23 protein-coding genes and 1 riboswitch are annotated in these 24,703 nt (G+C 72.2%); of the genes, 8 read left to right on the top strand and 15 right to left on the bottom strand.

Annotated elements, in window-relative coordinates; all coding sequences use genetic code 11:
- Position 1 precedes the first annotated feature (1 nt).
- Positions 2-832: a helix-turn-helix transcriptional regulator gene (locus CRYAR_RS04055; RefSeq protein ID WP_035848554.1), complete on the top strand. Its 831-nt coding sequence runs from the start codon at positions 2-4 to the stop codon at positions 830-832.
- Here the strand turns inward: CRYAR_RS04055 and mtnB are convergent.
- Genes mtnB through mtnK form a run of 4 tightly spaced genes read right to left on the bottom strand, consistent with a single transcriptional unit; the run spans position 810 to position 4,352 of the window.
- Positions 810-1,448: a methylthioribulose 1-phosphate dehydratase gene (gene mtnB / locus CRYAR_RS04050; protein WP_035848552.1), complete on the bottom strand. Its 639-nt coding sequence runs from the start codon at positions 1,446-1,448 to the stop codon at positions 810-812. The genes CRYAR_RS04055 and mtnB overlap by 23 nt on opposite strands.
- Complete coding sequence (gene mtnC / locus CRYAR_RS04045) at positions 1,445-2,158, bottom strand: acireductone synthase (protein WP_035848550.1); 714 nt, start codon at positions 2,156-2,158, stop codon at positions 1,445-1,447. Before mtnC ends, mtnB begins: the two co-directional genes overlap by 4 nt.
- On the bottom strand, positions 2,155-3,183 hold the full coding sequence (locus CRYAR_RS04040; protein WP_035848548.1) for a translation initiation factor eIF-2B alpha/beta/delta subunit family protein: 1,029 nt from the start codon (positions 3,181-3,183) through the stop codon (positions 2,155-2,157). The genes mtnC and CRYAR_RS04040 overlap by 4 nt, the downstream gene beginning before the upstream one ends.
- On the bottom strand, positions 3,180-4,352 hold the full coding sequence (gene mtnK / locus CRYAR_RS04035; protein ID WP_035848546.1) for an S-methyl-5-thioribose kinase: 1,173 nt from the start codon (positions 4,350-4,352) through the stop codon (positions 3,180-3,182). The genes CRYAR_RS04040 and mtnK overlap by 4 nt, the downstream gene beginning before the upstream one ends.
- A gap of 172 nt (positions 4,353-4,524) precedes the next feature.
- Between mtnK and CRYAR_RS04030 the strand changes: the two genes are divergently transcribed.
- The gene (locus CRYAR_RS04030; RefSeq protein WP_035848545.1) at positions 4,525-4,815 is read left to right on the top strand and encodes a hypothetical protein; all 291 of its coding nucleotides are present in this window, start codon (positions 4,525-4,527) and stop codon (positions 4,813-4,815) included.
- Here the strand turns inward: CRYAR_RS04030 and cobN are convergent.
- Complete coding sequence (cobN, locus tag CRYAR_RS04025; RefSeq protein ID WP_035848544.1) at positions 4,812-8,393, bottom strand: cobaltochelatase subunit CobN; 3,582 nt, start codon at positions 8,391-8,393, stop codon at positions 4,812-4,814. The genes CRYAR_RS04030 and cobN overlap by 4 nt on opposite strands.
- Before the next feature lie 53 nt (positions 8,394-8,446).
- Positions 8,447-8,570, bottom strand: a riboswitch (cobalamin riboswitch).
- Between the two features lie 100 nt (positions 8,571-8,670).
- Here cobN and CRYAR_RS04020 point away from each other — a divergent pair.
- The 3 genes from CRYAR_RS04020 to CRYAR_RS04010 are packed head-to-tail and all read left to right on the top strand — an operon-like array spanning position 8,671 to position 11,944.
- A complete protein-coding gene (locus CRYAR_RS04020; RefSeq protein WP_035848542.1) occupies positions 8,671-9,819 on the top strand; it encodes a hypothetical protein in 1,149 nt (382 codons plus the stop codon).
- Positions 9,816-10,445, top strand: a complete 630-nt coding sequence (locus tag CRYAR_RS04015) for a precorrin-8X methylmutase (RefSeq protein WP_035848541.1) — start codon at positions 9,816-9,818, stop codon at positions 10,443-10,445. The genes CRYAR_RS04020 and CRYAR_RS04015 overlap by 4 nt, the downstream gene beginning before the upstream one ends.
- Positions 10,445-11,944, top strand: coding sequence for a precorrin-2 C(20)-methyltransferase (locus tag CRYAR_RS04010; RefSeq protein WP_035860513.1), 1,500 nt, complete (start codon positions 10,445-10,447; stop codon positions 11,942-11,944). Before CRYAR_RS04015 ends, CRYAR_RS04010 begins: the two co-directional genes overlap by 1 nt.
- On the opposite strand, the gene CRYAR_RS04005 is transcribed toward CRYAR_RS04010, so the two are convergent.
- From CRYAR_RS04005 to cbiE, 3 genes are read right to left on the bottom strand one after another with little or no spacing between them, the layout of a single operon-like run.
- Complete coding sequence (locus tag CRYAR_RS04005) at positions 11,932-12,657, bottom strand: cobalt-precorrin-6A reductase (protein WP_035848540.1); 726 nt, start codon at positions 12,655-12,657, stop codon at positions 11,932-11,934. The two genes, CRYAR_RS04010 and CRYAR_RS04005, sit on opposite strands and share 13 nt — an antisense overlap.
- On the bottom strand, positions 12,642-13,388 hold the full coding sequence (gene cobM / locus CRYAR_RS04000) for a precorrin-4 C(11)-methyltransferase (protein WP_035860511.1): 747 nt from the start codon (positions 13,386-13,388) through the stop codon (positions 12,642-12,644). Before cobM ends, CRYAR_RS04005 begins: the two co-directional genes overlap by 16 nt.
- On the bottom strand, positions 13,385-14,587 hold the full coding sequence (gene cbiE / locus CRYAR_RS03995; protein ID WP_084700043.1) for a precorrin-6y C5,15-methyltransferase (decarboxylating) subunit CbiE: 1,203 nt from the start codon (positions 14,585-14,587) through the stop codon (positions 13,385-13,387). Before cbiE ends, cobM begins: the two co-directional genes overlap by 4 nt.
- A 183-nt stretch (positions 14,588-14,770) precedes the next feature.
- On the opposite strand from cbiE, the gene CRYAR_RS48455 reads away from it, so the two are divergent.
- From CRYAR_RS48455 to CRYAR_RS03980, 3 genes are all read left to right on the top strand, one after another.
- The gene (locus CRYAR_RS48455; RefSeq protein WP_211247253.1) at positions 14,771-17,287 is read left to right on the top strand and encodes a Dyp-type peroxidase; all 2,517 of its coding nucleotides are present in this window, start codon (positions 14,771-14,773) and stop codon (positions 17,285-17,287) included.
- Positions 17,284-17,724 carry a cupredoxin domain-containing protein gene (locus CRYAR_RS03985; RefSeq protein WP_035848537.1) on the top strand — a complete coding sequence of 147 codons (441 nt, stop codon included), beginning with the start codon at positions 17,284-17,286 and terminating at the stop codon, positions 17,722-17,724. Before CRYAR_RS48455 ends, CRYAR_RS03985 begins: the two co-directional genes overlap by 4 nt.
- A 93-nt stretch (positions 17,725-17,817) precedes the next feature.
- Entirely contained in the window at positions 17,818-18,192 is a 375-nt protein-coding gene (locus tag CRYAR_RS03980; protein ID WP_051569715.1) for a hypothetical protein, read from the top strand.
- On the opposite strand, the gene CRYAR_RS03975 is transcribed toward CRYAR_RS03980, so the two are convergent.
- The 7 genes from CRYAR_RS03975 to CRYAR_RS03945 form a co-directional block, all read right to left on the bottom strand.
- Entirely contained in the window at positions 18,181-18,414 is a 234-nt protein-coding gene (locus tag CRYAR_RS03975; RefSeq protein WP_035848536.1) for a hypothetical protein, read from the bottom strand. The genes CRYAR_RS03980 and CRYAR_RS03975 overlap by 12 nt on opposite strands.
- 104 nt (positions 18,415-18,518) lie before the next feature.
- Positions 18,519-19,283 (bottom strand): YcnI family copper-binding membrane protein, encoded by a 765-nt coding sequence (locus CRYAR_RS03970; protein ID WP_051569714.1) that lies wholly within the window; start codon positions 19,281-19,283, stop codon positions 18,519-18,521.
- Between the two features lie 162 nt (positions 19,284-19,445).
- A complete protein-coding gene (locus CRYAR_RS03965) occupies positions 19,446-20,009 on the bottom strand; it encodes a hypothetical protein (RefSeq protein WP_035848535.1) in 564 nt (187 codons plus the stop codon).
- A gap of 47 nt (positions 20,010-20,056) precedes the next feature.
- Positions 20,057-21,571, bottom strand: a complete 1,515-nt coding sequence (locus CRYAR_RS03960; protein WP_035848534.1) for a glycoside hydrolase family 13 protein — start codon at positions 21,569-21,571, stop codon at positions 20,057-20,059.
- Complete coding sequence (locus CRYAR_RS03955) at positions 21,568-22,431, bottom strand: carbohydrate ABC transporter permease (RefSeq protein ID WP_035848532.1); 864 nt, start codon at positions 22,429-22,431, stop codon at positions 21,568-21,570. Before CRYAR_RS03955 ends, CRYAR_RS03960 begins: the two co-directional genes overlap by 4 nt.
- Positions 22,428-23,360 (bottom strand): carbohydrate ABC transporter permease, encoded by a 933-nt coding sequence (locus tag CRYAR_RS03950; protein WP_051569713.1) that lies wholly within the window; start codon positions 23,358-23,360, stop codon positions 22,428-22,430. The genes CRYAR_RS03955 and CRYAR_RS03950 overlap by 4 nt, the downstream gene beginning before the upstream one ends.
- Complete coding sequence (locus tag CRYAR_RS03945) at positions 23,360-24,697, bottom strand: ABC transporter substrate-binding protein (RefSeq protein WP_035848531.1); 1,338 nt, start codon at positions 24,695-24,697, stop codon at positions 23,360-23,362. The genes CRYAR_RS03950 and CRYAR_RS03945 overlap by 1 nt, the downstream gene beginning before the upstream one ends.
- Positions 24,698-24,703 lie beyond the last annotated feature (6 nt).

The raw sequence follows: 24,703 nt of genomic DNA, 5'->3' as shown, positions 1-24,703 counted from the left end.
CATGAACCCGCGCACCGAGATCGCCGCGTTCCTCCGCACGCGCCGGGCCCGGTTGCGGCCCGCCGACGTCGGGTTACCGGACGGGATCCGCCGCCGCACGCCCGGCCTGCGGCGCCAGGAGGTCGCGCAGCTCGCGGGCATGTCGATCGACTACTACATCCGGCTCGAGCAGGGACGCGGCCCCAACCCGTCGCGCCAGGTGCTGTCCGCGCTGGCCCGCGCCCTGCTGCTCACCCGGGACGAGCGCGATTACCTGTTCCGGGTGGCCGGCGAGACCCCGCCGGTGGTCGCCGGCCCGGCCCGCGACCTGACCCCCGCGATCCGGGTGCTGCTGGACTCGCTCACCGACGTCCCCGCCTACGTCGTGGACGCGAGTTACACGGTGCTCGCCTGGAACGAACTCGCGACGCACTTCCTGAGCGACCTCTCGCTCGTGCCCGAGGACGACCGGAACATGATCCGCTGGATGTTCCGCCGCTCCGACGGCGACCCGCACCGGGACGACGAATCCACCCGGGCGTTCAACCGCTCGACCGTCGCCGACCTGCGGGCCGCGTACGCCCGCTACCCGGGCGACCCGGGAATCGAACGGCTGGTGACCGAGCTGCTCGGCACCTCGAAACGGTTCGCCGAGCTGTGGGCCGCCCACGACGTCGAGGAGCGGCGCCGGATCGTGAAGTCGGTGGTGTCGCCGCAGCTCGGGAGACTGGAGTTCGAGTGCCAGGTGCTGCACGTCCCGGAGACCGGCCAGCGGATCATCGTCTACTGCCCCGAGCCCGGCTCCCCCACCGCCGGGATCTTCGCGCGGCTCAGCCGCGTGTCTCGACCGTGAACTGCAGCAGGAACTCGACGATCTCGGTGTGGTGACGGGCCTGGAGCAGGTCGCGACCCCACGCGTACATGCCGTGGCGGGCGACGACAACGGCCGGAACCGCGGGGTCGAACACCTTCGCGACGTCGTCGCCGAGCACCTTCATGTCCTGGGAGTTCGGCACGACCGGGATCGTGACGGTCTCGTCGTGGGCGAGCCGGCCGATGCCCTTGAGCATCTCCAGGTCACGCAGCTCGATGCCGCCGGGCCACCAGTGCCCGGCGAGCACGGCCTGCAGCGCGTGGACGTGCACCACCGCGCCGGCGCCCGAGAGCTGCGCCACCCGGGCGTGCAGTTCGGCCTCGGCGGACGGGATCAGGTCGGGGCGGGGCTGTTCGGCCACCGCGCGGCCCAGCTCGTCGACCACGACGACGTCGGCGCTCGTCAGTTCGCCTTTGTCGAGGCCGCTGACGGTCACGGCCAGGCGCAGCGGGTCGCGGTTGAGGACGATCGAGAGGTTGCCCGACGTCCCACGCATCCAGCCGATGCCGGCGAACCGGGCCGACTCCGCCGCCAGCGCCGTCCCCGCGCCCTCGAGCACGCCCCGGAAGTCGGTGCGGTAATCCGGCCCGGTCATGCCCGGGCCCGCACGTCGACCTCGTCGAACGAGGAGACGACCGGGTGGTCGCCGAAGTCGGCGGCGTAGTTCGGCTCGCCCTCACGGCGGACGCCGATCACCTGCCACCCGGCGGCGGCGGCCGCGTCCAGCTCGGCGGGCAGATCGGTCAGGAACAACGTGTCGTCACCGGCGACGCCGAGTGCGGACGCGATCTTCTCGTACGAGCTCACCTCGCGCTTGCTGCCGGCCTTGACCGTGTCGAAGTAGTCCTCGATCAGCGGCGTGAGGTCGCCGGCGTCGGCGTGCCGGTACCAGGGCACCTGGCTGGCGATCGACCCCGAGGAGAACGACACCAGCCGCAGACCGCGCTCGTGCCATTCACGCAGGCGCGGGACGACGTCGGCGAAGAAGTGCGAGCGCAGCTCACCGGCGGCGAACCCGGCCGCCCAGAGCTGCCCCTGGATCGTCTTGAGCGGCGTCGCTTTGACGTCGGTGTCCATCCAGCCGTGCAACACCGCGACGACCGCGTCCAGGTCGGCGTCGTCGGCCAGCCCGCCCTCGGCCCTGGTGTCGGCCACGGCGGAGACGATCGCCGGGTCGTCGGCGTGGTCGGCGATCCACGAGCGGAGGCGCGGCCGGGCGTAGTCGTACAGGTCGCCCTGCACGAACCCGGCCGCGCTGGTCGTGCCCTCGATGTCGAGGACGACCACGCGTGCGGTGTGAGTCATCGGTTCTGCCTTTCGTGGTACTCGCCGACCCTGGCCGGCTCGAAAACGCCTCGGTCGGTGACGATCCGCCGCACGAACTCCGGCGGCGTGACGTCGAATGCCGGGTAGTAGCCGCGTTCGACCAGGGCGGACGCGGTGCGCGAGCCGAGCGTCGACAGCACCTCCGCGCCGTCGCGCTCCTCGATCACGACGTCGGACGCGGTCGCGGCGGTGCGGTCGGGGGCCAGCACCAGCGCGTAGAACGGCACCTCGAACGCCGACGCCGCCACCGCGTGCGACAGCGTGCCGACCTTGTTGATGACGTGGCCGTCCATCGTCACCCGGTCGGCCGCGGTGACGAGCGCGTCGACCGACCCGAGCGCGCCCTGACCGGCGAGCACCGACGCCGCCGTCGAGTCGGTGATGAGCGTCAGCGGCTGCCCCATCTCGGCCAGCGTGTGCGCGGTGAGCCGGGCGCCCTGCAGGTAGGGGCGCGTCTCGGTGACGACCCACTCGTACTTGCGCCCGGCCAGCTCGGCCTGCTGCACCAGCCCGATCAGGTACGCGTCCATCCAGCAATGGGTCATCACCCGGGCGCCGTCGGGGATCAGCTCGGTGGTGAGCCGGCCCAGCTCGGCGCTGCCGCCCCGGTAGGCGGCCTCCAACCGGGCGGTCTCGGCCTCGACCAGTTCGGCCAGTTCGTCGGCCGATCCGGCGGCGCCCACGGCGTCGAGCACCTCGCGGACGGCGTCGCGGACGTGGTTGTTCGTGGGCCGCGCGGCGGTGAGCAGCTCGCCGTCGTCGGCCAGCGCCTGGAGAGCGGTGTCGAGACCGTCGCCCCGGTGGAGGCGGGCGCTCAGGCGCAGCCCGGCCAGCCCGGCGTAGAACGGGCCCGAACTCTGCGTCACCATCGCGCGGATCGCGACCGCGACCTCGCCCGCGGTGCGGGTCAGCACCCACTCCTCGCGCGCGGGGAAGACGCGACGGTCGAGGATCAGTACGCCCTCGTCGGTCAGGCGGACGCTGTCGTCGAGGACGGGCCTCACTGCCGGGCCTCCCAGGAGGTGCTGACGAGGTGCGCGAGCGCGCGGGGATCCGGGCGGCGGCCGCAGATCTCGCGGTCGACGAGCAGCTTGTGGCCGAGGTCGAGCACGAGCGCGGAGGCCGGGCCGGGGTCGGGCAGCGTCTCGAGGTCGGACGCGTGCGAGTAGCCGGCGACCCGGCGCACCAGCTCGACGGCGGCGAACCCGAGCGTGTCGTGCCAGACGTCGCGGAGCTCACGCAGGAGCCAGCCGTCGTCGAGCAGCCTGTCGACGCGGGTGGGCCAGCCCTCGCGCCAGGCGGCGCAGAACGCGTCCCAGCACTCGGCGATGCTCGCCAGGTGGGCGGCGTTCCGGCTGCGTACGGACGCGATGACGAGGTTGGCGACGTAGAGACCGAGGTCGAGGCCGATCGGACCGACCATCGCGAACTCGGGGTCGATAACGCGCACGACCGGTTCACCGTCGCGGACGCCGACCATGACGCTGCCGCTGTGCAGGTCGCCGTGGACGAGCGCCTGGGCCTTGGCGCCGAACGCGGCGCGGATCGCGGCGAGTTCGGTGCGGACGGCGGGGTCGGCACGCAGCCGCTTCACCCCGTCCTCGAGCGCCGGGTGGTGGTGGTTGTGCTCGGCCTCGACGAACGGGTCACCCAGCAGGTACTGCAGCGTGACCTCGGCGAGCAGCGGGTTCACCGACTCCTGGATCAGCGCGGCACGCACCCGGGGGTCGGCGCCGGCGACGCTGGTCGCGAACGTGACCCGCCCGACGAGCTCGCCCACCTCCGCTGACGTCCGGCCGATCTCGGCACCGTCGTTGAGCGCGGTACGCAGCACGGTGAGGTCGGAGAGGTCCTCCATCGTGAACGCGAACCGGGTCTCGTCGACGTCCCGGACGGCGGGGGTCTGCCTGGGCGCGTACTCGGCGAACGTGCGTAGCGCCCTCGCTTCGATGAGCGCCCGCTCGGGGCTCATCGGCGCGGACGGGCCGAGCTTCTGGATCCACGGCGGGGCCTGCTTCACGGCCACGCTCGGGATCGCGGGGTCGTCGGGAACCGCCACGAAGACGCGGTTCATGTTGCCGTCGCCGACCTCACGCACGGTGCCGGTGGCGGTCGCCGGGACCGATCCGCGCCCGATCAGATAGGCCCAGATCTCGGCGGGTTCCAGGACCACCGGTTCTCCTTCGTTCTCGCTGGTCAGCGTTCCAACCGTATGCAGTCTCCCTCGCCAGGGGCGAAACCGCCCGGAGTGCCTCCCACCCCTCGGGCACGCCGGTCCGTTTCGCCACTTATGCCCTCCGTTACGGGGCCGCGCCGACTGGCGGGGAGGAGGCATTATCGCGGGCATGAAGTTCGCCGCCGATACCGTCACGGATCTGGCCGACACCCTCGGCACCGACGCGGGCGCGCTGGCTCGGGCCCTGCAGTCCGACGTGCTCGTCGACGCGCCCGCGATCCTGCACGCGCTCGCGGTGACCGCGTTGCACCTCTCGACGTCGGCGGCCGAGATGGCGCAGGCGGTGGACGACGTGAACGGGCCGTCGGCCGACGAGCTGCGTGCGGTGCAGGTCGCGTTCGCCGAGTGCAGTTCGACGCTGCTGAACATCATCGAACCGGTCCAGCGCTTCGCCAACTAGTCGTCCTCGAGGTCGCCCTCCGTCGCGAGGTAGAGGTCCTGGAGCGCCGCCAGCGTCTCGGCGTCCGGGTGCTCCCAGAGGCCGCGGTCGGCCGCCTCGATCAGGCGCTCGGTGATCGCGTGCAACGCCCACGGGTTCGACTCACCGAAGAACTTCTGGTTCTCCGCGTCGAGCGCGTAGGTCGCGGCCAGCTTCTCGTACATCCAGTCGGCGACGACGCCCGCGGTGGCGTCGTACCCGAAGAGGTAGTCGACGGTGGCGGCGAGCTCGAACGCGCCCTTGTACCCGTGGCGGCGCATCGCCTCGATCCAGCGCGGGTTGACCACCCGGGCGCGGAAGACCCGGGCGGTCTCCTCGTGCAGGCTGCGGGTGCGCACCGCGTCCGGGCGCGTGCTGTCGCCGATGTAGGCCTTCGGGGACTGGCCGGTCAGCGCCCGGACGGTCGCGATCATCCCGCCGTGGTACTGGAAGTAGTCGTCGGAGTCGGCGATGTCGTGCTCGGCGGTGTCGACGTTCTTCGCCGCGATGTTGATCCGGCGGTACGCGTTCTCCATGTCGGGGCGGGCCGGCACGCCGTCGAGGTCACGCCCGTACGCGTAACCGCCCCACACCGCGTAGACCTCGGCCAGGTCCTTGTCGTCGCGCCAGGTCCGTGAATCGATCGCCTGGAGCAGACCGGCCCCGTACGCGCCCGGCTTGGACCCGAACAGCCGCATCGTGGCCTGGCGTTCGCTCTTCTGGCCGGCCAGGTCGGCCAGGACGTGCTCGCGGACGTAGTTGTCGGGTTCCTCGAGCGCGGCGACCAGCTGCACGGCGTCGTCGAGCATCGCGATGACGTGCGGGAACGCATCCCGGAAGAACCCGCTGATGCGCATCGTGACGTCGATCCGGGGCCGGTTGAGCTCGTCGGAGGCGATGAGCTCGAGCCCGCTGACCCGGCGGGACTGCTCGTCCCAGACCGGGCGGACACCGAGCAGCGCCAGCACCTCGGCGATGTCGTCGCCGGCCGTGCGCATCGCCGACGTGCCCCAGATCGACAGGCCGACCGAGCGGGGCCAGTCGCCGGTGTCCTCGCGGTAGCGGGTGAGCAGCGAGTCGGCCATCGCCGATCCGGTCTCCCAGGCCAGCCGGCTCGGTACGGCCTTGGGGTCGACCGAGTAGAAGTTCCGGCCGGTCGGGAGCGTGTTGATCAGACCGCGCAGCGGCGACCCCGACGGGCCGGCCGGCACGTACCCGCCGTTCAGGGCGTGCAGCACGTGCGCCATCTCGTCGGTGGTCTTGTTCAGCCGCGGCACGACCTCGGTGGCCGCGAACTCGAGCACGCGTGCCACCAGGGCCCGGTCGGCGTCGGCCGCGCCGCTCGTGGCGTCCAGGACCTGGGCGGTGACCTCGGCCCCGACGGTGGGGTCCCAGTCGCGTTCCTCCATGGCGGCGACCAGGTCACGGGCGATCGCGTCGATCGTGTCGACATCGGACCGGGCCTCGTCGCCGGCTTCGGAGAGGCCGAGCGCCTCGCGCAGGCCCGGAAGCGCGGCGACCTGACCGGCCCACATCTGGCGGGCCCGGAGCATCGCGAGGACGAGGTTCACCCGCGCCTCACCGGCCGGCGCGTCGCCAAGGACGTGCAGGCCGTCGCGGATCTGCACGTCCTTGACCTCGCACAGCCACCCGTCGACGTGGAGCAGGAAGTCGTCGAACTCGGTGTCGTGCGGGCGGTCGTCAAGGCCCAGGTCGTGATCGAGGCGCGCGGCCTGGATCAGCGTCCAGATCTGCGCGCGGATCGCGGGCAGCTTGGCCGGGTCCAGGGCGGCGATGTTCGCGTGTTCGTCGAGCAGCTGCTCGAGCCGGGCGATGTCGCCGTAACTGTCGGCCCGCGCCATCGGGGGCACCAGGTGATCCACGAGCGTTGCGTGCGTGCGCCGCTTGGCCTGCGTGCCCTCGCCCGGGTCGTTGACCAGGAACGGGTAGATCAGCGGCAGGTCACCGAGCGCGGCGTCGGAGCCGTCGGCGGCCGACATCCCGACGGTCTTGCCGGGCAGCCACTCCAAGTTGCCGTGCTTGCCCAGGTGGACGACGGCGTCGGCGTGGAACTCGGCGGCCAGCCAGCGGTAGGCGGCCAGGTAGTGGTGGCTCGGCGGGAGGTCGGGGTCGTGGTAGATCGCGACCGGGTTCTCGCCGAATCCGCGCGGCGGCTGGATCATCACGACGACGTTCTCGCCGCGCAGCGCGGCCAGCACGATGTCTCCCTCGTGGACGTAGAGCTCCCCGGGGGGCGGGCCCCAGTGGCGCTCCATCGCCTCGCGGAGTTTCTCGTCGAGCGAGTCGAAGTACTTTTTGTAGGTCTCCGCGGGGATCCGTACCGGGTTCGCGGCGAGCTGCTCCTCGGTGAGCCAGGCGGTGTCGTGGCCGCCGGCTTTGATCAGCGCGTGGATGAGGGCGTCGCCGTCCTGGGCCTCGACGCCGGGGAGGTCCCCGACCTCGTAGCCGGCGTCCGCCAACGCCTGCAGGAGCTTCACCGCGGACTTCGGGGTGTCCAGGCCGACCGCGTTGCCGACCCGGGCGTGCTTGGTGGGATAGGCGCTGAGCATGAGCGCGATGCGCTTCTTCTCCGGCGCGATGTGGCGCAGGATGCCGTGCTTGACCGCGATGCCGGCCACCCGGGCGGCGCGCTCGGGGTCGGCGACGTAGACGGTGAGGCCGTCGGCGTCGATCTCCTTGAACGAGAACGGCACCGTGATGATCCGGCCGTCGAACTCCGGGATCGCGACCTGGGTGGCGTTGTCGAGCGGAGAGAGCCCGTCGTCGTTGGCGTCCCAGGTGGCGCGGCTGCTGGTGAGGCAGAGTCCCTGCAGGATCGGGACGTCGAGCGCGGCGAGCGCGCCCACGTCCCAGGCGTCGTCGTCGCCGCCCGCGCTGACCGTGGCGGGTTTGGTGCCGCCGGCCGCGAGCACGGTGACGACGAGGGCGTCCGCGGTGCGCAGCGTCGTCAGCAGCTCGGCGGGCGCGGTGCGCAGCGAGGCGCAGAAGATCGGCAGGGCCCGGCCACCGGCGTCCTCGATCGCGCCGGACAGCGCTTCGACGAACGCGGTGTTCCCGGCGATGTGGTGGGCCCGGTAGTAGAGCACCGCGATGGTCGGCCCGTCGCCCCGGGATTCGCGTTCCAGAACGCCCCAGGTGGGCATTTCCGCAGGGGGTTCGAAGCCGAGGCCGGTGAGCAGGACGGTGTCGCTGAGGAAGTTGTGAAGCTGCTGGAGATTCGCCGCCCCGCCTTGCGCGAGGTACGCGTGCGCCTCCGCCGCGGCTCCCATCGGCACCGTCGAGAGCTGCATGAGGTCCGCGTCCGGCGCGATCTCCCCGCCCAGCACGATCACCGGCAACGGCCCGGCCAGCAGCGCGTCGAGCCCTTCCTCCCAGGCCCTGCGCCCGCCGAGGATCCGGACGACGACCAGGTCCACACCGTCGGTGAGGCCGGGCAGGTCGTCGACGCCGGTCCGGGCCGGGTTCGCGAGCCGGTACGAGGCTCCGCTCGCCCGGGCCGAGAGCAGGTCGGTGTCCGACGTCGAGAGCAGCAAGATCACGCGGGGCGTCCTCACTCGGGGTCCGCGCCCCGGGTCGTGGTCAGCGGTACCTGGAGTCTCCTGGCTCCCGGATCGACACTCCCCTGCTGCCTTCCCGCGCTGATGCAGTGGCTGAAGATGCAGGCTCGCTCCCCGGTGACAGTGGCGGGACCGCGCCGGATTCACACCGGCTTCCTCCACCTGACACCGCTCATGGCCTTTCAACACTGGTGATCAGGGTCGCAATCGTCAAGTGGGCCCAAGGGGGATCACCGGAGCGACACGTAGCATCCGGGCTATGCCCACCGCCGTGCCCTTCCGCCAGGCTGCCGACAGCTGCCCAGGCGCGTTGCAGGTGCACGAGGCGGCCGACGGCGGCCTGGCACGGGTGCGGATCCCCGGCGGTGTGGTGAGCCTCACCCAGTGGCGTGCGTTGCGCGACTTCGCCCCACTGGAGCTCACATCTCGGGCGAATCTGCAGATCAGGGGCGTCACGGATCCGGACGCGCTGGCCTCGCGGCTGGCCGACGCCGGCCTGCTGCCCTCGGCCACGCACGAGCGGGTACGCAACGTCGTCGCGTCGCCGCTGGGAGGGCTCGGTGCGGTGGTATCCGCGCTCGACCGGGCGCTCTGCGCATCCCCGGAACTGGCCGACCTGCCCGGCCGGTTCCTGTTCGCGATCGACACCGATCGGGACGTGGTCTCGTTGCGCGCCGACGTGACCGTCCTGCTCGGCTCCGAGCCGGTGCCGGTGCTGCTGGCCGGCGTCGACAGCGGGCTGCGGGTCCGGGCCGACCAGGCCGTTCCGGCCCTGATCGCCGCCGCGCGGTGCTTCCTGCTGGAGCGCGTCGCTCAGGCCTCCAAGGCCTGGCGTCTGTCCGAGCTCGACGACGCCGTGGCGCGGGTCGCCGGCCGGATGCGGTCGGCGCTGGCCTGCGACCTGGTCGAACCCTCCGCTCTTCCGTCGCACCGCGGCGCCGACCCGATCGGTGTACTCGCGGGGGCGCTGGGGGTGGTGGTGCCCCTGGGGCGGCTCACCGCAACCCAGATGGACGCGATCGCCGGGGTGGCGCGGGGCGAGATCATCGTCACGCCGTGGCGGGGGGTGGTGCTGCCGGGCGTGGGGGCGGAGGCGCTGACTCCGCTGGCCGAGGCGGGGCTGGTCACCGATCCCGCGTCGGCCTGGGCGAGCGCGTCGGCCTGCACGGGTCTCCCCGGGTGCGCCAAGTCACGCGCCGACGTCCGGGCCGACGCGGGGACGGCGCTCCTCCACCCCGGTGAACTGCTTCCCGTGCACTTCGCGGGGTGCGAGCGGCGGTGCGGGCACCCGGCCGGCGTCCATGTGGACGTTCTGGCCACCGCGGACGGATACCAGGTCGACGGCGAACCCGTCGGTGTCGACGAGCTACCCGCGGCCGTGGCCGCCGCCAGGAGGAACACGCGTTGAGTGGGCAGTACATCCGCGACGGTGCGGAGATCTACCGGCATTCGTTCGCGATCATCCGGTCGGAGGCCGACCTGAGCGGCCTCCCGGAGGACGTCGCCCGGGTGGCGGTCCGCATGATCCACTCCTGCGGCATGGTCGACCTGGTCGACGATCTGGCGTTCTCCCCCGGCGCGGTGTCGGGAGCGATCGGGGCACTGCGGTCCGGCGCACCGATCCTCTGCGACGCGCAGATGGTGGCCTCGGGGGTGACCCGCCGCCGCCTCCCGGCGTCGAACGAGGTGATCTGCACGCTCAACGACGCCCGCGTGCCGTCGCTGGCTTCGTCGCTCGGCACCACCCGCAGTGCGGCCGCCCTCGAACTCTGGCGTGAGCACCTGGAAGGTTCCGTCGTCGCGATCGGCAACGCCCCCACGGCCCTGTTCCACCTGCTCGAGATGATCGCGGCCGGGGCGCCGCGCCCCGCGGCCGTGCTCGGCATCCCGGTGGGCTTCGTCGGCGCCGCGGAGTCAAAGGAGGCGCTGGCGGCCAACGACCTCGGGCTCGAGTACCTGATCGTGCGCGGACGCCGGGGCGGCAGCGCGATGACGGCCGGGGCGCTCAACGCGCTGGCCAGCGAGGAAGAGTGATGAGCGGACGGTTGTACGGCGTCGGTCTGGGACCGGGGGACCCGGAGCTGGTCACCGTGAAGGCGGCCCGCCTCATCTCCGCGGCCGAAGTGGTCGTCTACCACTCCGCGCGGCACGGGCGGAGCATCGCGCGTTCGGTGGCGGCCCCGTACCTGCGCGAAGGCCAGATCGAAGAGCAGCTGATCTATCCGGTCACCACCGAGGCCACCTCGCACCCCGGCGGGTACCAGGGCGCACTCGACGAGTTCTACGAATCGTGTGCGGCGCGGCTGGCCGCCCACCTCGACGCCGGCCGGGACGTCGTGGTGCTGGCCGAAGGCGACCCCTTCTTCTACGGCTCGTACATGCACCTGCACAAGCGGCTGGCACCCCGCTACGAGGCCACGGTGGTGCCCGGCGTGACGTCGGTGAGCGGGGCCTCCGCGACGCTCGGGCGGCCCCTGGTGGAGCGGGACGAAGTGCTCACCGTGCTGCCGGGAACGCTGCCGTCGGCGACGCTTGCCGCCCGGCTGGCCGGGGACGACCCCGCCGTGATCATGAAGCTCGGCCGCACGTTCGGCGCGGTGCGTGAGGCGCTCGAGACGGCCGGCCGGCTCGACGAGGCCTGGTACGTGGAGCGGGCGACGACGCCGTCCGAGCGCACGGCGCCGCTGGCCGACGTCGATCCGGAGACCGTGCCGTACTTCTCGATCGCGGTGCTTCCGAGCCGCCTCTCCCCCGGCCTGTCCGATCTCGCCCCGGCGCCGGCCGCTCCGAGCACGGCGTCGACGGGCGAAGTCGTCGTGGTGGGGCTGGGCCCGGCCGGGCGGGAGTGGCAGACGCCGGAGTCGCAGGCGGCGCTCGCGGCCGCCGACGACCTGGTCGGCTACGGCCCGTACCTCGACCGGGTCCCGGCCAACCCGCGCCAGCGCCGCCACCCGTCGGACAACCGGGTCGAGGCCGAGCGGGCCGCGTTCGCGCTGGACCTGGCCGCGCGGGGCGCCCGGGTGGCCGTGGTGTCCTCCGGCGACCCCGGTGTCTTCGCGATGGCCGCGGCCGTGCTCGAGGTCGCGGAGGAGCCGCGCTGGAAACACGTGCCGGTCCGGGTCGTGCCGGGCCTGACCGCGGCCCAGGCGGTGGCGAGCCGCGTCGGTGCGCCGCTCGGCCACGACTTCTGCATCCTGTCGCTCTCCGACCGCCTCAAGCCCTGGGACGTCATCTCGTCCCGGCTGGCCGCCGCCGCGGCCGCGGACTTCGTGATCGCGATCTACAACCCCGCGTCGAAGAGCCGGCGCGAGCAGATCGTCGCCGCGAAGGCGCTGCTGCTCGAACACCGCGACGCCGACACCCCGGTCGTCGTCGGCCGGGACGTCGGCGGCCCGGAGGAGAGCGTCCGGATCGTCCGGCTCGGCGAACTGGACCCCGCCGACATCGACATGCGCACGCTGCTCATCGTCGGTTCGTCCCAGACCCGCACCGACGGGCACACCGTCTACACCCCGCGGCGCTATCCGGCCTGACTCTCCAACCAGCGGGCGGCGGCCTCCGGGGTGCCGACCGTGCTGGCGGAGGGTGGGAGGACGGGGCGCGTGATCATGACCACCGGGAGGCCCAGGGTGCGGGCCGCCTCGAGTTTCGGGTACGTGGCGCGTCCCCCGCTGTCCTTCGTCACCACGACGTCGATCGAGTGCTCGCGCAGGAGGGCGAGTTCGTCGGCGTAGGCGAACGGCCCGCGGGCGAGGAGCACGGACGAGCGCGGCGGCAACGGAACCGACGGCGGGTCGACGCACCGGATCAGGAACCACTGGTCACCCCCCGCGAACGCGTCCAGGCCACGGACGCCCGTGGTCAGGAACACGCGCTGCCCGGGCGACAGCGCCTCGGCGGCGTCGGCAACGGACGGGACGCGCACCCAGCGGTCACCGGGCTCCTCGTCCCACCCCGGGCGCCGCAGCACCGCCAGCGGCACCCCCACCCGCGCGCACGCCTCGACCGCGTGTGCGGTCATCCGGGCCGCGAACGGATGGGTCGCGTCGATCACCGCGTCGAAACCCGGCAGGTACGCGGCCAGCCCGTCGACCCCGCCGAACCCACCGATCCGCACCTCGCCCGGCGGGAGCAGCGGCGAACGCACCCTCCCCGCCAGTGAACTGACCACGTCGTGGCCGCCGATCAGCAACGACGCCAACCGGCGGGCGTCGCCGGTGCCGCCGAGGATCAGGACTCTCGACACCGGATGGCCGAGTACAGGTGCGAGTCCGAGAACTCCGAGGCGGTCAGCACCGACCCGACGACGATCACCGCGGTCCGGACGATGCCGGCCCCGGCCACCGCGTCCGCGATGTCGCCGAGCGTTCCACGCAGCACCACCTCGTCGGCCCGGCTCGCCCGCGCGACCACCGCGACCGGGCACGAAGCGCCGTAGTTCGGCACGAGCTCCGCGACCACCTCGGAGATCCGCTGCACGGCCAGGTGCAGCACCAGCGTCGCCCGGCTCGCGCCCAGCGTCGCCAGGTCCTCGCCCGGCGGCATCGGCGTCGCGCGCGCCGACGTCCGCGTGAGGATCACGGTCTGCCCGACCCCCGGCACGGTGAGCTCGTGCTTCAGCGACGCGGCCGCCGCCGCGAACGCCGGGACACCCGGCGTCACGTCGTAGTCCAGGCCGAGCGCGTCGAGCCGGCGCATCTGCTCGGCCATCGCGCTGAACACCGACGGGTCGCCGGAGTGCAGCCGGGCCACGTCCAGGCCGGCCGCGTCCGCCGCGACCAGCTCGGCGACGATCTCGTCCAGGTTCAGCGCGGCGGTGTCGACGAGCCGCGCCCCGGCCGGGCACCACGCGAGTAACTCCGCCGGGACGAGCGAACCCGCGTACAAGCACACCGGCGACGACTCGATGAGCGCTTTCCCGCGCAGCGTCATCAGATCCGCCGCGCCCGGTCCGGCCCCGATGAAATGCACTGTCACCGCTTCGTCACCACCCACTGCGTCACCGGCATCATCGGCTTCCACCCGAGGAACCCGCCGACCGGCGCGGCCCGGCTGATCGAGACCCGGGTCAGGTCGCCGCCCAGCGACGCCTGCCAGCGAGCCAACACGGCCTCCGACTCGATCGTCACCGCGTTCGCCACCAGCCGGCCGCCGGGTTTCAGCGCTTCCCAGCACGCGTCGACGACCCCGTCGGCGGTCACCGCGCCCCCGATGAACACGGCGTCCGGCGCGTCGAGGCCGGCCAGCGCGCCCGGCACCGACCCCACCTCCACGGTCAGGCCCGGTACCCCGAGCGACGCGGCGTTGCCCGAGAGCCGCGCGGCCCGGTCGGGCCGGTGCTCGATCGCGACCGCCCGGCAGGAACGGTCCGTGCGCAGCCACTCGATCGCGATGCTGCCCGCGCCCGCGCCGACGTCCCAGAGCAGCTGCCCGGGCATCGGCGCGAGCCGGGCCAGCGTGATCGCCCGGATCTCGCGCTTGGTCAGCTGGCCGTCGTGGTCGTACGCCTCGTCCGGCAGGCCGGGGACGAGCGGCAGCAGCGCGGCGTCCGGCGACGCGACGCAGTCGATCGCGATCACGTTCAGCGCGGCCGTGGTCTCGCCGTCCCATTCGTCGGCCCGGACGGTCCGGCGCGCTTCGTCGGCGGAGCCCAGCTGCTCCAGCACGGTCAGCGTGCTCGCGCCGTATCCCCGCGAGACCAGCAACGACGCCACCGCGCCCGGCGTCGTCCCGTCCGCGCTCAGCGCCAGTACCCGACGCCCCGGGTGGATCGCCGTGTGCAGCCGCTCGGTCGGGCGGCCCACCAGGCTCACGATCTCGATCTTCTCCTCCGGCCAGCCCAGCCGGGCGCACGCCAGCGAGATCGACGACGGGTGCGAGAACACCCGCACACGGTCGGCCCCGAGCTGGCGCACGAGCGTCGAACCGACGCCGAAGAACATGGGGTCGCCGCTGGCCAGCACCGCGATCCGGCGCTCCGCGTTGGCCGCGAGCAACGACGGTATCGACGGCATCATGGGCCGTGGCCAGGAGATCCGCTCCGCCGGAACATCGGTGGGGAGCAGGCCGAGCTGACGCCGACTACCGAACACGACCTCGGCCGAGCGGAGTGCGTCACGTGCGGGGTCCCCGAGCCCGGCCCAGCCGTCAGCACCGATACCGACGACTGTGACCATTTCAGAGGGGAAGACGGACGTCACGGCGACAAACCGTAATCCCTCACGGGAGCAAGGCAACCAGCAGCCGTCGGCGCAGTGACGACGATCTCGATCTTCGGGGAACTGCGGGCGACGCCCGAGCGACCAACCCCAGGACGTCGGCTCTAGGAGATTGCGGGTTCGTGCATGTGGTTGCGTCGGGTGGCTGTGATCGGAGCGCTGGTCACGGCGTTGCTCGCGATCGGTGCCGGGCCGGCAGCCGCGCACACCGTCGGCGGTGTCGGCGCGACGAACTTCCGCACGACGCTCGAGCACTACGACGGGGTGCCCGGCGTCGAGCTGAGCGTGGTGGAGAACGGCAGCAAGCTCGAAGCCCGGAACTCGACCGACACCGACGTCGTCGTGCGTGGGTACCAGGACGAGCCCTACGCGAAGATCGGCCCGGGTGGGGTGTTCGTCAACGAGAACTCCCCGGCCTACTACCTGAACGCGGACCGGTTCGGCGTGACCACCGTGCCGGCGGGCGCGGACCCGCGTAAGCCGCCCCGCTGGCGGAAGCTCTCGGACGACCAGTCGTTCCGCTGGCACGACCACCGCACCCACTGGATGCAGACGACGCTCCCGCCGCTGGTGAGCCAAGCGCCGGACGAGTTCCACGAGATCAGCCGGTGGACGGTCACGCTCGACTACCGCGGTGAGGCGCTGGCGGGCACCGGGGTGCTCGCCTGGGTGCCCGGGCCGGCGCCGTGGGGATGGTTCGCCGGGGTTCTGGCGCTTCTGGCGGTGCCTGCTCTCCTGCTTCGCCGGGGGTTGGCCTTCGTGGTCGGCGCGGTCGTGGTGTCGGATGTCGCGCACAGCGTCGGGGTGGCGCGGTTGGAGCAGTCGAACCAGGTGGTGTCGCTGCTGCCGCAGTTCGCGGTGTGGGCGATCGGCGGGCTGGCGATCTGGCTGCTGGTTCGGCGGCACGACGCCGGTCCGTGGGCGGCGGCGGTGGTGGGGGTCTGCGTCGCGGTCGCGTCCGGTTTTCCGGACCTGCCGGTTTTCTGGCGCTCGTCGGCGCCGACGGTTCTGCCGCTGGTGGTGGACCGGCTCTCGGTGGCGGTGGGGCTCGGAGCCGGGCTCGGGCTGGTGGGTGCGTTGGCCCTCCACCTCGTCCGCGGACGCCACCTCCGACCGGCCGTCCCGACACCGGCCGCAGCCCTCGCCCCGGACGCGACACCGGCCGCGACGCCGGATGCGGCACCGGACGCGACGCCGGACGCGACGCCGGACGCGGCCCCGGACGCTGCGCCGGATGCGGCGATTGCCGGGGCGCGCGAGCCCGCTACGGCGCGGAACGAACCGGGCGAGGAGCCGCGCGAGCAGGGTGCCGTGCCGCGTGAGCCGGCCACGGGGCCGCGCGAGCCCGTCGGGGCACCCGGGGAGCCGGTCGGGGCGGTGAGTGCGGCGGGTGCGCCGGGGATGCGAGCCCGGGGCGGGCGGATCAGTCGGCGGCAGGCGGTGGGGCTGGCCGTGGCGGGCGGGGCCGGAGCCGTCGCCGGGGCAGGGCTGCAGGCGGCCGCGAGCCCCGAACCGCCGGCGGCCACGCCGGAGGTCGGCACCGTGCCGCTCGGCTCGGTCGGCCGCCAGACCGTGCCGTTCCACGGCGCCCGCCAGGCCGGCATCGCCACCCCGACGCAGCGCCAGGCCCACGCGCGGATCGCCGCCTTCGACCTGGTCCCGGGCGCCGACGCCGCCGCGCTCCGCTCGCTGCTCCAGCGCTGGACGACCGCCGCCGAGGCGTTGGCCGCCGGACGCCCGGCGAGCGACCGCACCGACACGATGACCGCCGACAGCGGGCCGGCCTCCCTCACGATCACGGTCGGGTTCGGCCCCAGCCTGTTCGGCCGACCCGGCTTCCCGGCGACCGCCCGCCCGGCGGCGCTGACCCCGCTCCCCGCGTTCCGGGGCGAAACGCTCGACCCGTCACGCAGCGACGGCGACCTGGGGGTTCTCGTCGCCGCCGACGACGCGGTCGTCGTCTACTCCGCGCTGCGCACCCTGGAGCAGCTCGCCGCCGGGGTGGCGACCCCCCGCTGGCAGTTCGCCGGCTTCACCCGCGGCCGTGGCGTCACCACGAACGAGGGCGCGACGGTCCGCAACCTGATGGGCCAGCTGGACGGCACCAGGAACCCGAAACCCGACGAGGCGACGTTCGGCCGGCAGGTGTTCGCCGCCGACGGCTGGATGACCAACGGCTCGTACCTCGTCGTCCGCCGGATCCGGATGCTGCTGGACGACTGGGAGAAACTCCCGGTCGCCGTGCAGGAGCACGTCATCGGGCGGAAGAAGGACAGTGGCGCCCCGCTCTCCGGCGGGGTCGAGACCACGGCGGCGAACTTCGGCAAACGAGGCGCCGACGGTCAGCCGTTGATCCCCGCCGACTCGCACATGCGCCTCGCCACGGCCGCGTTCAACTCGGGCGCGGCGATGTTGCGGCGCGGGTACTCGTACGCGGATCCGCTGCCGGGCGGCGGGGTGGAGGCGGGCTTGATCTTCCTGGCCTGGCAGGCCGACCCGCGTACCGGATTCGTCCCGGTGCAGCAGAACCTGGTCGCCGGCAACGACCGGCTGAGCCGCTTCATCCGGCACGAGACCAGCGCGCTCTTCGCGATGCCCGGCGGCGTCGCCAACGGCGAGTACTTCGGGCAACACCTCTTCGAGGAGCTGGGGCAGTGACGCCGCGGGTCGTGGTCGGCGCGGCGGCGGCCGGGCTACTCGTGCTGACGGGGTGCGCCTCGTGGGGGCCGGAGGGCGGGCCGGGCGGGCTCGGGCGCTCGGACGCGCCGGTGACCGCGAGCACCTCGGCGGCTCCCGCGGTGGCCGCGATCCGCGGGCCGGACGGCGTCCAGCGGATCACCGTGACGATGACCGACGACCTGCGCTTCGAACCGGACCGGGTGCGGGCCCGGCCGGGCGTCATCGAGTTCCGCCTCCAGAACGTCGGGGTGACCCCGCACGACATGACGGTCGTGGAAAACACCGCGGGCAACGTCAACGGCGGGCAGACCGCGACGCTCCGGGTGACGGTCGAGAAGCCGGGCGAGTACCCGTTCCCCTGCCTCTACCACGCCGAGAGCGGCATGCGTGGCGTGCTGGAGGTGGCCGCGCAATAGCTGGGGACGATGAGCACTTAGGACAGCCTTCCTCAACGCACGGTCATCGCCTAACCTCGATCAGTGAGGGCCCGTGCAGCCTAGGAGGACGTCGTGCGTCGTCTGTTCATCGTGCTCACCGGAACATTCACCCTGTTGGCCGTAGCGGCGCCCGCCTCGGCGTTCGCCCATGACCGCGTCACCAACCCGTACCTGCACTCCGCGCTGGACGTGCTCACGCTCGCCGTGGTCACCGCACCGCTCTGGACCGCGTACCTCTGGGGTCGCCGGAACCGGGGCGCGCTGTTCGCGCTGATCGCCGGCCTGCAGCTCCCGGTCGCGGTGGTGGCGTTCGTCCCGATCGCCGACCCCGTCCTGCACACGATCGCGCTGACCAGCGGCTTGGCGCTCACCGCGGCCTCGATCGCGGCCGTCCGCCACGCCACCCGGATCCAGCCGGCCCCAGTCGGGGTGGGCTCAGACCAGTAGCACGCCGACGACCCGGTCGGCCTCGTCGAGCACCAGCTCGGCCCGGGGACAGCCGGGCCGTGGGGCGTCCCAACCGTGCCCGGGACGCCCCACGGCGTGGAAAGCGCAGTGCGGATCGCCGACCCAGCCCCAGGCCAGCAGCGTGTCGCGCCCGTCGTACGTGTAATGCCCGAGCGAGGCGATGCGGTTCCCGTCGGGCCGGCGGTAGAACCGCGCGACCATCCCGGGAACCGCACGCCCGTCTCCGCACACGTCGATGTCCTCGATCGTCCGGTGCGGCGCGAACCCGGCCAGATCGAGCGGCGAGCGGCCGGGCCCGGCGATCGTCAGGACTCGGAGGCCGACGTCGCCGTGGAGCGACGCAGCGCCATCAGACCGGCGATCAGCCCCGCGACACCGGCGACAAGCCCGGCCACGCCGAGGCCGATCGCGAGCCCGTTGCCACCGGAGTCACTCGTCGACGACGTCGCGGCGGCCGCGCTCGGCTCGGCGTCGGCATCACCGTGGCCGTCACCCTCGGCGACGCCCTTGACCAGCTTCAGCTCCGGAGCGGGGTTCTCCGGCTCCTCGCTGCCGGTCTGCTCCTCGATCCAGCGCGAGACCTCGCCGTCCGAGTACGTCTGCAGCGCCTTGAAGAAGAGCTTGTCCTTGTCCTCCGGCAGCGGGCCGACCGAGATCTCGAACTCCTGGAACTCGCCGGGCTGGATGCCGGTGGCCTTGCTGGTCGCGGTGAACGTGACCCGGTTGACCGCCTCGGTGACCTGGGTGCCGTGCGCCTCGATCGGCTTCGCGAGCTTCCCCGAGGTGGTGGTGGCCTTCCAGCCTGGCACCGGCTTGACCGACACCGACGCGAACGGCGAGTCGGCCGGGAGGGCGATCTCGAGCTTCGTCGTGGCGGCGGTGGAGCTCTCGTTCGGCACGCGGAAGGTCAGCGCGCTGTAGCCACCCTGGGTGGCCTCGCCGGGGTCGACCCGGACGTGCGCGGACGCCGGCCCGGCGAGACCCAGCGCCGCGACGCCGGTGGCGAGCACGACCGCTGCCGCGCGGGCCAGGAACCGGCCGGTGGGCCGCCGGTCCGTCGTTTCCGTCATTTCAAGATCCTTTCCAGGGGTTTCACGGGTAAGTCGGAGGGGCCGCCCGCACGGAGAGGACGCGGCGGCGCGCGCTCGGCCGTGCCGGAGCACGACGAGCACGATCGATCAGTTCGGTGACGGCACCGCCGAGCGACGCACCACGGCCGGATCGGGACGCGGTCAGGCCGCCGAAAGAGCCGGTGGGCCTCGGCGGATCACGCTGTGGCGCCACCCGGGCGCCGGGCGCGCGATCGCGCGGGTCGTCGAAACCGGCAGCGCCGGGCGCGACGCCGGCACGACGAGCGTCCAGAGGACGAACCAGAGCCCGCGCAACGGCGAGACACCACGCGCCATCCAGCGCAGGAGCCGCCAGGCGGCGGCCTCACCACCGCGCAGCCAGAGCGCGGCCAGGAGCCCGCCGACCAGGTGCGCCAGCACCATTCCGGGTGGGAGCGGCACGCTCGCGATCGCGGCCTCGCCGTGGTGACCGGCGTGCGGCAGCGCCTCGAACAGGTAGTGCAGCCCGAACTGCGCACCGATCAGCACCGTGGCGATGAGCGGGAACCGGCGTTCGCGCCCCGCGAGCGCGAACGCCACGACGAGCACCAGACCGGCCCCGGCGAGAATCGCGGGGGCCGACGGCGTCGAGCCGGCCGCCACCGTGTGCAGGACGACCGACAAGCTCAGGCAGACCAGGGTGAACACCCCGGCGCGCGACTCCCGCGCGAAACCCTGGCTCGTCATGGGCCGATCGTCCCACATCAACGCCGAGTGACCGTCGCCTCGCTAACTTAAGTGACGCGTAAACCTACCCAGGCGGCCGCGTCGCTCGGGAGCTGACCGTCGGTGAGGGGCGCGCTGGTGAGGATCACGTCTCCGGGTGGGAGCGGAACCGGTGCGGACGACAGGTTCACCGTGCAGGTCTCGCCCGACCCGCGGGCGAACGTCAGCACCCCCGGGGACGAATCGAGCCAGCGCAGCCCGCCCTCGAACCGGCGCCGGAGCCGGAGCGCGTCGCGGTAGAGCGTCAGCACGGAATCGGGTGCGCCGTCCTGCGCCTCCACGCTCAGTGACCCCCACCCGGCCGGTTGGGGCAGCCACGTCGGCATCGAGCCGAACCCGTACGGCGGGGCCGTTCCGCTCCACGGAAGCGGGATCCGGCACCCGTCCCGGCCCGGGTCGATCCCGCCGGACCGGGCGTGCATCGGGTCGCGGATCGCGTCCGCGGGCACCTCGTACTCCGGTAGGCCGAGCTCTTCGCCCTGGTAGACGTAGACCGCACCGGGCAACGCCATCGCGAGCAGCGCGGCCGCCCGGGCCCGGCGGGTGCCCATCGCGACGTCGGAGGGCACCCCGGCCCGCTTGGCCTCGAACGAGAACGACGTGTCCGCGCGCCCGTACCGCGTCACGACCCTGGTCACGTCGTGGTTGGACAGCACCCAGGTGGCGGGCGCGTCCACCGGGGCGTGCGCGGCCAACGTCGTGTCGATCGACGCCCGCAGGCGCGCCGCGTCCCACGGGCAGGCGAGGAAGTCGAAGTTGAACGCGGTGTGCAGTTCGTCGGCACGCAGGTACTTCGCGAACCGCTCGGCGTCGGGCAGCCACAGCTCCCCGATCAGGATCGCGTCGTACGAGTCCGCGATCGCCCGCCAGGATCGGTAGATGTCGTGCAGTTCGTCCCGGTCGACGTAGGGGTGCGGCCCCGCCGGACCGACGTCGGGAAGCGCCGGGTCCTTCACCGGCAGCACGGCGGAATCGATCCGCACTCCGGCGGCGCCCCGGTCGAACCAGAACCGCAGCACGTCCTCGTGTTCCTCGCGCACCACCGGGTGCGTCCAGTTCAGGTCGGGTTGCTCGGCGGTGAAGAGGTGCAGGTACCAGGAGCCGTCCGGCAGTTGGGACCAGGGCGAGCCGCCGAACTCCGAGGTCCAGTTGTTCGGGCGGTCGCGGAACCAGAACAGCTCCCGCTGGCCGTTCGCGAACCACGGGTGCCGGTGCGAGACGTGGTTCGGCACGACGTCGACGATCGTCCGCAGGCCGAGGACCCGGGCCTCCGCGATCAGCTTCTCGGCCTCGGCGAGCGTGCCGTACGCCGGGTCGATGTCGCGGTAGTCGATGACGTCGTAACCGCCGTCCGCCCCGGACGAGGGGTACCACGGGTTGAACCAGAGCGCGTCGACGCCGAGGGACGCCAGGTACGGCAGCCGGGCCCGCACCCCGGCGAGGTCACCGACGCCGTCGTCGTTCCCGTCGGCGAAACTGCGTGGGTAGATCTGATATATCGCGGCACTGCGCCACCACGTCATCCTTTGAGACTCCCCGCACCGATCCCGGCGATGATGTGCCGTTGGAACACCAAGAACAACGCGACCATCGGCACGCTCGCGATCACCATTCCGGCGATCACGTGGCTCACCGGCGCGTCGTAGGAGAACTGCACGAGCGCGACGCTTATCGGCGACTTGTTCGTGTCGAAGAAGACGAGCAGCGGCCAGAGGAAGTCCTGCCAGACCGCCACGACCGCGAAGATCGAGACCACTCCGAGCACCGGCCGCGACAGCGGCAGCACGACGTGCCAGAGCCGCCGGACCGCGCCCGCGCCGTCGATCTCGGCCGCCTCGAGCAACTCGGACGGGATCTGGTCGAAGAACCGCTTCAACAAGTACAGGTTGAACGCGTTCGCGACCGCGGGCAGCCAGATCGCGAGCGGGCTGTTCAGCAAGTTCACGTGCACCAGCGGCACGTCGACGATCGTCAGGTACTTCGGCACGAGCAGCGCGGACGCCGGCACCATGAGCGTGGCCAGGATGCCGCCGAGGATCACCCGGCCGCCCACCGGCCGCAGCCGCGACAGCGCGTACGCGGCGAGCGTGCAGAACACGAGTTGCAGGGCCCAGGCCCCGGCGGCCTGCAGCGCGGTGTTGCCGAGGTGGGTGGCCAGGTCGAGGGTGTCCCACGCGTCCCGGTAGGTCTCCGGATGCCACTGCGAGGGCACGAGGGTGGGCGGGGTGCGCACCAGTTCCTCCGGCGACTTCATCGCGCCGACGACCATCCAGTACACGGGGAACAGGAACGCGAGCACAAAAGCCGCGACCACCCCGCCGAACACCGTCCAGTAGAGAACGCGGTGGCGGACCAGCGTCGAGGCGGAGACCAGCGTCCTCACGAGGCCTCCCGGGTCAGGCGCAGGTAGACCGCGGAGAACGCCCCGAGGAACACCAGCAGCATCGCGCTGAGCGCGCACGCGCTTCCGTAGTCCAGGTAGACGAACGCGTACTTGTAGATGAGGTAGAGCACCGTGATCGTCGCGTCCTCCGGACCGCCGCCGGTCATGATGTACGGCTCGGTGAAGACCTGCATCGTCGCGACGATCTGCAGCAGGAGCAGCATCAGCATCACGAACCGGGTCTGTGGGATCGTCACGTGCCGGATGCGCTGCCAGAGCGAGGCGCCGTCGAGTTCCGCGGCTTCGTACAGCTCTCCTGGTATTCCCTGGAGCGCGGCTAGATATATCAATACGGTGCCGCCGAGGTTGGCCCAGGTGGCAACGAGAACGAGCGAGACGAGCGCGGTCGACGTCGAGTTCGTCCAGTTCGAGGTCGGCAGGTGGAGGAACCGGAGCGCCTCGTTGAACAGGCCCGGCCCCGGGTCGTAGAACCACTTCCACAGCAGCGCGGTGACGACCGGCGGGATCATCACCGGCAGGTACACGGCGATCCGGAAGAACGTCTTCGCGTGACGCAACTCGTTGAGCAGCACCGCGAGCGCGAACGGCACCGCGAACCCGATCACCAGCGCCAACCCGGTGAACGTGAACGTGTTGCGCCAGGCCGCGCCGAACTCCGGGTCCGCGAACAGGAGCCGGAAGTTGTCCAGCCCGACCCAGGTGGCCGAATCGACCGAGTTCGACTGCTGGAACGCCAGCATCAGCGCGCGGACCGCCGGATACCAGGAGAACAGCCCGAAGCAGAGCAACCCTCCGGCGAGGAACGCGTAGGCGGTGAGGTTCTCGGTGACCCGGCGGCGCCGCCGGGGCCGGGCCCCGCGGCTCGGAGCGAGCCGCGGGGCCGGGGCGATCAGGGTGGGGACGGCCATCAGCGCTGGTTCGCCAGCAGGCGATCGATCTTGTCCGACGCGTCGGAGAGCAACCGGTCGATGTTCGCGTTGCGGTTCGTGAGCACCGACGACATCACCCCGTCCATGACCGAGTAGATCTGCTGCGCCTGCGGCGGCTCGAGTTTCCCGGGCACCTCGGTCGTCTGGAACAGCTGGTAGTTCTCCACCGGTACGTTCGCGAACTGGGCCTTGAGCTTGTTGTCCGCGTCCGCGGTGGCGCCGGTCCAGAGGTTGGGCTGCGGCAACCCGACCGGTGCCTTGTTCTTCGCCGCGCGCTCCCAGTTGTTCGCCCCGGTGCCCGGGGTGAGGTTCTGGAACTCGACCCACTTCACGCCGGCCCGGATCTGCTCCGGCGTCGCTTTGCGGTTGAACATGTAGCCGTCGCCGCCGAGGAGCGTTCCCTTGGCGCCGGGCATCGGAGCGATCGCCAGGTCGTCGTAGGAGCCCTGGTACTTCTTGACGACCTCGGGGATGTTGTCGGGCGCCGAGAGGTACATGCCCAGCTTGCCGGAGCCCATCATCTGCTGGACGTCGGTGATCTGCAGGAGCTGCTTCGAGCCCATGCTGTCGTCGGTCCAGCGCATGTCCTTGAGGGTCTGGAGCACGACCTTGCCCTGGGGCGTGTTCACCGTCGCGCTCTTACCGTCCTCGGACACCATCGTGCCGCCCTGCGAGTACATCTCGGCGGTGAAGTGCCAGCCGCCCTGGTTGCTCGCGCTGTAGTCGGCGTACCCGACGGTGCCGTTGCCGAGCCCGGCGATCTTCTTCGCGGCCGCCCGGACCTCTTCCCACGTCGTCGGAGGCTTCGACGCGTCGAGACCGGCCTTGGTGAACAGAGCCTTGTTGTAGATCAGGCCCATCGAGTAGTTCGTGCGGGGCAGTCCGTAGGTCTTGCCGTCGCTGGTGAAGATGTCGGTCACGGAGGCCTGGATGTCGCCGTAGCCCTTCACCGCGTCGACGTACTCGGAGACGTCCGCCGCCTGCTTGCGCTTGATCACGTTCGCCACGTCGGTGAAGTAGACGTAGAAGACGGTCTCCATCTGACCGCCGGCCAGTTTCGCGTCGAACGTCTTCGGGTCCATGCACGGGAACGCGTCGTGCGCGACGACGTCGATGTCCGGGTTCTGCTTCTCGAAGATCGCAATGTCCTCCTCGAAGCTGCGCCGGTCGATCGCCGCGGACTTCGGGGGTTCGCAGTTGACCGTGATCCGAACCTTCCCGTCGGCGGACTTGCCGTCGTCCGAACTGGTGCACGCGGCGCCGGCCAGGAGTAATCCAGCGGCCAGCGCCGCACCGACAGCACGGGTTGCTCTCATCGTCGA

Origin of the sequence: Cryptosporangium arvum DSM 44712, from assembly GCF_000585375.1 — a bacterium.
Classification (GTDB): domain Bacteria; phylum Actinomycetota; class Actinomycetes; order Mycobacteriales; family Cryptosporangiaceae; genus Cryptosporangium; species Cryptosporangium arvum.
The sequence above is the reverse complement of the archived record's forward strand: the minus strand, read 5'-3'. Positions and strand labels throughout refer to the sequence as shown.